At 67.7% G+C, this 7343-nt stretch carries 8 protein-coding genes and 1 tRNA gene; 8 read left to right on the top strand and 1 reads right to left on the bottom strand.

What is annotated here, in order from left to right; all coding sequences use genetic code 11:
- Positions 1-1281: FAD-dependent monooxygenase (locus C2L59_RS04505; protein ID WP_233223271.1), on the bottom strand; the 1281-nt coding region annotated here is incomplete at its 3' end.
- 94 nt (positions 1282-1375) lie between these two features.
- Here C2L59_RS04505 and C2L59_RS04500 point away from each other — a divergent pair.
- The 8 genes from C2L59_RS04500 to C2L59_RS04465 all read left to right on the top strand — a co-directional run bounded on the left by C2L59_RS04500 (position 1376) and on the right by C2L59_RS04465 (position 7340).
- On the top strand, positions 1376-1960 hold the full coding sequence (locus tag C2L59_RS04500; RefSeq protein ID WP_103348240.1) for a TetR/AcrR family transcriptional regulator C-terminal domain-containing protein: 585 nt from the start codon (positions 1376-1378) through the stop codon (positions 1958-1960).
- 77 nt (positions 1961-2037) lie between these two features.
- A tRNA-Met gene (locus C2L59_RS04495) sits at positions 2038-2114 on the top strand.
- A 380-nt stretch (positions 2115-2494) separates the two neighbouring features.
- Positions 2495-2995, top strand: coding sequence for a PadR family transcriptional regulator (locus tag C2L59_RS04490; protein WP_103348239.1), 501 nt, complete (start codon positions 2495-2497; stop codon positions 2993-2995).
- 63 nt (positions 2996-3058) lie between these two features.
- Positions 3059-4156: a peptide chain release factor 2 gene (gene prfB / locus C2L59_RS04485; RefSeq protein WP_103348238.1), complete on the top strand. Its 1098-nt coding sequence runs from the start codon at positions 3059-3061 to the stop codon at positions 4154-4156.
- A gap of 112 nt (positions 4157-4268) precedes the next feature.
- Entirely contained in the window at positions 4269-4958 is a 690-nt protein-coding gene (ftsE, locus tag C2L59_RS04480; RefSeq protein WP_003082104.1) for a cell division ATP-binding protein FtsE, read from the top strand.
- A gap of 48 nt (positions 4959-5006) precedes the next feature.
- Positions 5007-5900, top strand: coding sequence for a permease-like cell division protein FtsX (gene ftsX / locus C2L59_RS04475; protein WP_103348237.1), 894 nt, complete (start codon positions 5007-5009; stop codon positions 5898-5900).
- Positions 5901-5961: 61 nt separating this feature from the next.
- Positions 5962-6444 carry an SsrA-binding protein SmpB gene (smpB, locus tag C2L59_RS04470; protein ID WP_103348236.1) on the top strand — a complete coding sequence of 161 codons (483 nt, stop codon included), beginning with the start codon at positions 5962-5964 and terminating at the stop codon, positions 6442-6444.
- Positions 6441-7340, top strand: coding sequence for an amidohydrolase family protein (locus tag C2L59_RS04465; RefSeq protein WP_103348235.1), 900 nt, complete (start codon positions 6441-6443; stop codon positions 7338-7340). Before smpB ends, C2L59_RS04465 begins: the two co-directional genes overlap by 4 nt.
- Positions 7341-7343: the final 3 nt, after the last annotated feature.

The raw sequence follows: 7343 nt of genomic DNA, 5'->3' as shown, positions 1-7343 counted from the left end.
GGGGATTGTTGTCAGGAGGACCCAGTTTCCGTTGTGGAACAAGTCGCTTGCGTGGCCGTTGGGCAGGGGGAAGTCGGGGAGGCGGGTTCCTGAGGGGTGGGGTTCCGCTGTCTTGTAGGTGATGTTGAGGCCTGAGACCATGCCTGACAGGTGGTGCTGGACTTCTGGGAGGGCTGTCAGGTCCCGGAAGAGGGAACGTAGGGCCAGTTGGTTCGGGGTTGTGGGGATCAGGGCGTTTTGGGCCGCTATGTTGGCCAGGACCTTCTCGGCTACTTCGCGGCGCTCTTCTTCGTAGGTGGCGAGGAGGGTCTCCGGGGCTTGGTTTTGGGTTACTGCTGCCAGTTTCCAGCCCAGGTTCATTGCGTCCTGGATGCCTAGGTTCAGGCCCTGGCCTCCGGCCGGGAAGTGGGTGTGGGCCGCGTCTCCGGCCAGGAAGACCCTCCCCACCCGGTAGGTTTCGGCGAGGCGGCTGTCGTCCGAGAAACGGGATGCCCAGCGGATCTCCGCTATCTGCGCTTCCGGGCCGAAACGTTCGGTCACCGCTTCTTCGACCTCTTGCCTTGACACCTCGGCCCGGAGGTTCGCCGGGCGGTTCAGGCGGTCTCCGAACGTGATGCGGTACAGCCCCGGCTCCGCCAGGGGAATCACGCCGACGAACTTGCCCGGGCTGCGGGACGTCACCATGTTGCCCATCGAGCGCCACTGCGTCGGAGCTCCCGGGGGAGTACTGGCGAACAGGACGTCCGCGGCCACGCCGTGACCCTGACCCTCGATGCCTTCGAACCGCATCTTGAGGGCCTTGCGCACCGTGCTCCGGCCACCGTCGCAGCCCACCAGGTACTTCGCCCGGATGCACAGCTCGCCCGCCGTCACCGTGACCCCGTCCGCGTCCTGGCCGAAAGCCGTCAGCTCGTGGCCTCGGCGCACCTGCACGCCCTGCTCCGCCAGACGCTCTTCCAACGCCGCTTCCACCTCGGCCTGCGGAATGCCCAGCTGATACGGGTGGCGGGTGTCCCAGCCCGCGTAACTCACCGGGATCACCGCGAAGTGTCCGTCAGGGACAGTCGCGAACGAGCGCGCCTTCGCGCGGGGCAGCAATCCCCGCAGATCCAGGACTTCCGCCGTGCGCGGTTGCAGGTTCAAGGCCTTCGACAAGCCCGTTCGCTCGTGCATCCGCTCGAGCACCTGGACGTCCACTCCGGCCAGTGCCAGCTCGTTCGCCAGCATCAGGCCCGTCGGGCCCGCGCCGGCGACCACCACCTCCGCGATCAGCTCTCGCATCCCCAGCTCCTTAACAACGTTAAATTGACCGGTTCCGAGGATGCCCTTAACCTCGTTAAGGTGTCAACCCCGGAGCTTGAGGAGACCGTCGGACATGGCGCTGACCAGGCAGGACATTGCGCGATCCGGACTGAAGCTGCTCAACGACGTCGGGCTCAACGGGCTCACACTGCGGCTGATCGCCGGTGATCTCGGAGTCAAGGCGCCCGCGCTGTACTGGCACATGAAGAACAAACAGGAACTGCTCGACGAGATGGCCACGCAGATGTACCGGGATTCCGCGGCCGACCGGAAGCCGCCGGCATCGCTGGGGGAGTGGGACGGCGTCGCGCACGGCGCCCGCGCGCTGCGGCGGATGATGCTGGCCTATCGGGACGGTGGCAAGGTTTTCGCTGGTACGTACCTCGCCGACACCAGCCTGGTCGGCCCGCACCCGCTGCGCCGGAGCATCGAGGCCGGATTGGACGAGGGACGCGCGAGCCGGGCCACGTTCACCGTCTACTGCTTCGTCATCGGGTACGTCATCGAGGAGCAGGCCGTGCGGCCCATGCCCGGGGAGTTCGACGAGCGGTACCGGGAGTCGGCGGGCGAGGCCGTGCTCGGCGACGCCGACGCGCGGTTCGAGGACGGGCTGGCGATGGTCCTCAGTGGAGCCCGGCAGTGGCTGGGAACGTCGTAAGGGCAGGTCAGAGCGTTTCGGGACCCCGGTGAAAACGCCCTGGCCATCCCGTGTAATCTAGTCAAGTACCACAACGGCGCGGGGTGGAGCAGCTCGGTAGCTCGCTGGGCTCATAACCCAGAGGTCGCAGGTTCAAATCCTGTCCCCGCTACCACCAAGAGGCACGTTCTCGGGAAATCCGGGAACGTGCCTCTTTTTTCATGCCCACCCGGCTTTCACTGCCGACTTTTCCGTGAAACCCGCCGAAAACTGCGGATCCCACGATGTGGACGCACCCTCGGGACGGTTGCGGTGCGTGGCCACGGTCCGCCAAGCCGGGGAGTGCCGCCCGGCGAACTCACCTGCCTGGAGGTTGCCGGGGCGGTTCTCGTGCGTCTGGTTGGACCAAAGAACCCTGGGAGCGGTTGCAGAGCGTGTTCACGTCCACAGTGGACCGCCTCGCATTGGGCCGAACGAGGGGATCTCACTAGCCACAATGGACAGAACCGCTGACCACTGTGGACACAGCGGCCGATAAGTGGGAATCTAGGGGGCGTGTCCGAATTGAATGCAACAGCCGCCGCCCTGCTCGGTCTGCTCCACGACGGTCCCGCCACCGGCGGGCAGCTCGTCGCGGGGGCCGGTGAGCGGTTCGGTGCCTTCTTCAGCGTCACCCGCAGCCAGGTGTACCGGGAGCTCCCGGCGCTGTCCAAGGAAGGCCTCGTCCGGCTCGGCAAGCAGGGCCCGCGCTCCAGCCAGCAGTACCTGATCACCGCCGCCGGCAAGAAGGCCTTCAAGGCCTGGCTGACGTCCGAGGCCGGCCCCGACCACCTGCGCAGCCCGCTCATCCTGCGGCTCGTGCACGCGGGGTCGCTCACGGCGAAGCAGCGCCAGTCGCTGCTCGACTCGGCCCGGACCAGCTACAGCCAGCAGCTCGACGACGCGAGGGCGGCCACCAAGTCGGCCGAAGGGCCGTACGAGAAGGCCGTCGCCGAGTTCGCCCAGGCCCAGGCCAAGGCCGCTCTGAAGCTGCTCGACGCCATCCCCGCGGCCTGAGGTTCGCGCGCCCACGACCGGTCCTCGCAACCGGTCGTGGGTTTTGCCGTAACCTTGACAAACGTGAGTGATGAGTTCGACGCGACACTGAAGGACCTGTCCGGCAAGCTGACCCAGATCGAGTCGGTGATGGACCTGGCTGCGCTGCGTGCCCAGGTGGCCGACCTGGAGCAGCAGGCCTCGAGCCCCACCCTCTGGGACGACCCGGAGGCGGCCCAGAAGGTCACCAGCCAGCTGTCCCACCGGCAGGGCGAGCTGCGCCGGGTCTCCGAGCTGCGCCAGCGGCTCGACGACCTGGGCGTGCTGTACGAGCTCGCCGAGGCCGAGGGCGACGCCGGCAGCATGGGCGAGGCCGAGACCGAGCTCGCCGACCTCGGCAAGGCCATCGACGGCCTCGAGGTCCGCACCCTGCTCTCGGGTGAGTACGACGACCGCAACGCCGTCGTCACCATCCGCTCCGAAGCCGGTGGCGTCGACGCGGCCGACTTCGCCGAGATGCTGCTGCGCATGTACCTGCGCTGGGCCGAGCGCCACGGCTACCCGACCGACGTCTACGACACCTCCTACGCCGAAGAGGCGGGCATCAAGTCGGCGACGTTCAAGGTGAGCGCCCCCTACGTCTACGGCACCCTCTCGGTCGAGCAGGGCACCCACCGGCTCGTCCGGATCTCGCCGTTCGACAACCAGGGCCGCCGCCAGACGTCGTTCGCGCACGTCGAGGTGCTGCCGGAGGTCGAAGAGGTCGACCACGTCGACATCCCGGAAAAGGACATCCGGGTCGACGTCTACCGCTCGTCGGGCCCCGGCGGGCAGAGCGTCAACACGACCGACTCCGCGGTGCGCATCACGCACATCCCGACGAACATCGTCGTCTCCTGCCAGAACGAGAAGTCGCAGCTGCAGAACAAGGCGGCCGCGATGAAGGTCCTCCAGGCCCGCCTGCTGCAGCGGAAAAAGGAAGAAGAGCGCAAGCAGATGGACGCGCTCAAGGACGGCGGCTCCAGCTGGGGCAACCAGATGCGCTCCTACGTGCTGCACCCGTACCAGATGGTCAAGGACCTGCGGACCGAGTTCGAGGTCGGCAACCCGTCCGCGATGCTCGACGGCGACATCGACGGTTTCCTCGACGCCGGCATCCGCTGGCGGAAGCAGACCGCCTGATCGGCGCGGGGGGTGTTCGGGTGACCGCTCACCGTACGCAAACACCCGCTGCTCCACCCGGGTGGACCGGGCAACCGGGGCTTCACGAGACCGGTGGGTAGTATGCCGAATCGTGATCCGGCTCGAAGAGGTTTCCAAGGTCTACAAGACCTCGACGCGGCCCGCGCTCGAGCGGGTGTCCGTCGACATCGAAAAGGGTGAGTTCGTCTTCCTCATCGGTCCCTCGGGATCGGGGAAGTCGACCTTCCTCCGGCTGCTGCTGCGCGAAGAGACGCCCAGCAAGGGCCGCGTGATGGTGTCCAACTTCGACGTCGCCAAGCTGGCGCGCCGCAGGGTCCCGCGCCTGCGGCAGACCATCGGCTGCGTCTTCCAGGACTTCCGCCTGCTGGCGAACAAGACCGTCGCCGAGAACGTGGCCTTCGCCCTCGAGGTCATCGGCAAGCCCGGCCCGACCATCAAGAAGGTCGTCCCCGAGGTGCTGGAGCTCGTCGGCCTCGACGGCAAGGCCGACCGGCTCCCCAACGAGCTCTCCGGTGGTGAGCAGCAGCGCGTCGCGATCGCGCGCGCGTTCGTGAACCGGCCGCTGGTGCTGCTCGCCGACGAACCGACGGGCAACCTGGACCCCGACACCAGCCAGGACATCATGCTGCTGCTGGAGCGGATCAACCGCACCGGCACGACCGTCCTGATGGCGACCCACGATCACTCCATCGTGGACTCCATGCGGCGCCGAGTGGTCGAGCTGCAGCTCGGCCGGGTGATCCGCGACGACGCCCGCGGCGTCTACGGCATCGGTCGCTGAGACCCGCCCACCCCGCACCGACCCCGACCCCAAGGACCTGCACCCGCCATGCGCGCCAGTTTCGTCTTCAGTGAGGTAGTCACCGGCCTGCGCCGGAACGTCACGATGACCATCGCGATGATGCTGACCACGGCCGTGTCGCTCGCCATGCTCGGCGGCGGCCTCCTCGCCGTGCGGACGATCGACAAGATGAAGTCCAACTTCCTCGCCGACGTCGAGGTTTCGGTCTACCTCACCGACGACATCAGCTCGGGCGACAAGAACTGCACGCAGGCGCTGTGCCAGTCGCTGCGGACGTCGTTGCAGAGCAACAACGGTGTCGAGTCGGTCGTGTTCGAGAACCGCGACCAGGCCTTCGACCGGTTCAAGAAGATCTTCGAGAGCCAGCCGGAGCTGATCGCGCTCACCGGACCCGAGTCGCTGCCCGCGTCGCTGCACGTGAAGCTGAAGGACCCGGACCGCAGTGACGCGATCGTGCAGGAGTACGCGAGCAAGCCGGGCGTGCGGAAGGTCGACGACCAGAAGAAGTTCCTCGACCGCGTGTTCAACGCCTTCAACGGTGTCCGCAACATGGCGTTCGGTGCCGCGCTCATCATGGCCATCGCCGCGCTGCTGCTGATCGCCAACACGATCCAGGTGTCCGCGTTCACCCGCCGCACCGAGGTCGGCATCATGCGGCTGGTCGGCGCGACGCGGTGGTACACGCAGCTGCCGTTCCTGCTGGAGGCGGTGGTCGCCGGCGCGGTCGGTGCGATCCTCGGGATCATCATGCTGATCATCACGAAGGCAGGCTTCCTGGATTCGGTGTTCACCGGGGACGTGTTCCCGAAGATCACCATGCTGGAACTGCTGTTCCCGGTCGCGCCGATCCTGCTGGCGGTGTCCGTGGTGATCTCCGCCATCACCGGTTACGTCACGCTGCGCCTGTACGTCCGGCACTAGCTTTGCTGTGCCTGTTCAAAACCGGCTGCTCGTCGTTTCCGGAATCACGTAGAGTGGTCGTATGCCCAAGGAACGTGGCCAGAAGGTGATCGTGTCGAACCGCAAGGCTCGGCACGACTACTCCATCCTCGACACCTACGAGTGCGGTCTCGTGCTCGTCGGCACCGAGGTCAAGAGCCTGCGCGAGGGCAAGGCGTCGCTGGCGGACGCGTTCGCGACGGTCGACGACGGCGAAGTGTGGCTGCGCAACGTGCACATCCCGGAGTACACGCAGGGCACGTGGACCAACCACACGCCGCGGCGCACCCGGAAGCTGCTGCTGCACCGGCGGGAGATCGAGAAGCTCATCGGCAAGACCAAGGAGAGCGGGCTCTCCTTGGTGCCGCTGTCGATGTACTTCAAGGACGGCAAGGTCAAGGTCGAGATCGCGCTGGCCCAGGGCAAGAAGGCCTACGACAAGCGGCAGACGCTCGCCAAGCGGGACGCGGACCGCGACATCAGGCGGGCCATGGGCCGGGCGCTGAAGGGCCGGTTCACGGAGTGACGCCCGGCCCGGCAACCGATGCGGACGTCGCGCGCTGGACGGCGTCGCTGGGCCTGCCCGGCCTGGTCGACCTGCACGTCCACTTCCTGCCGAAGCCGGTGATGGACAAGGTCTGGGCGTACTTCGACCGGGCCGCCACGCACTACGGCACCGAATGGCCGGTGTTCTACCGGACGTCCGAAGAGGACAGGCTGGCCACGCTGCGCTCGCTCGGCGTGACCCGCTTCGCGCCGCTGGTCTACCCGCACAAGCCGGGGATGGCGGAGTGGCTGACGTCGTGGGCGCTCGACTTCGCCGCGCGGGTGCCGGACGCGGTGCCGACCGGGACGTTCTACCCCGAGCCCGGCGCCGGGTCCGCTGTGGACGGTGCGCTGCGGGCCGGCGCCCGGGTGTTCAAGGCGCACGTGCAGGTGGGCGCGTACGACCCGCGTGACGACCTGCTGAAGCCGGTGTGGGGTGCCTTGGCCGACGCCGGCGTCCCCGTCGTCGTCCACTGTGGACACGGTCCGTTGCGTGGCGACTTCACCGGGTTGGCGGTCTTCGACGAGGTGCTGGCGCGCCACCCCAACCTGACGGCGGTGCTCGCGCACGCGGCGATGCCGGAGTTCGGGACGGCCTTCGAGCTCATGGCGAAGTACCCGCGGGTGCACCTGGACACCACGATGGTCGGGGTGCCGTTCGCCGAGGCGATGTCGCCGCTGCCCCCCGACTGGACGGCGCGGCTGGCCGGCTTCGCCGACCGCGTCGTGCTCGGCACGGACTTCCCGAACATCCCGTACTCCTACGCGACGCAGCTGCGGGCGATCGCCGGCTGGGCCGCCGACGATCGCCTGGGTGAGCCGTTCCTGCGGGCCGTCCTGCACGACACCCCGCTGCGCCTGCTCCGCACCTCGTGAGTG

It is taken from the genome of Amycolatopsis sp. CA-128772, from assembly GCF_002904295.1.
Lineage (GTDB): Bacteria > Actinomycetota > Actinomycetes > Mycobacteriales > Pseudonocardiaceae > Amycolatopsis.
The sequence above is the reverse complement of the archived record's forward strand: the minus strand, read 5'-3'. Positions and strand labels throughout refer to the sequence as shown.

Coding starts and splice junctions, on each gene's coding strand:
- C2L59_RS04500 (WP_103348240.1), top strand. CDS start 1,376: ATGGCGCTGACCAGGCAGGACATTGCGCGATCCGGACTGAAGCTGCTC.
- ftsX (WP_103348237.1), top strand. CDS start 5,007: ATGCGCGCCAGTTTCGTCTTCAGTGAGGTAGTCACCGGCCTGCGCCGG.
- smpB (WP_103348236.1), top strand. CDS start 5,962: ATGCCCAAGGAACGTGGCCAGAAGGTGATCGTGTCGAACCGCAAGGCT.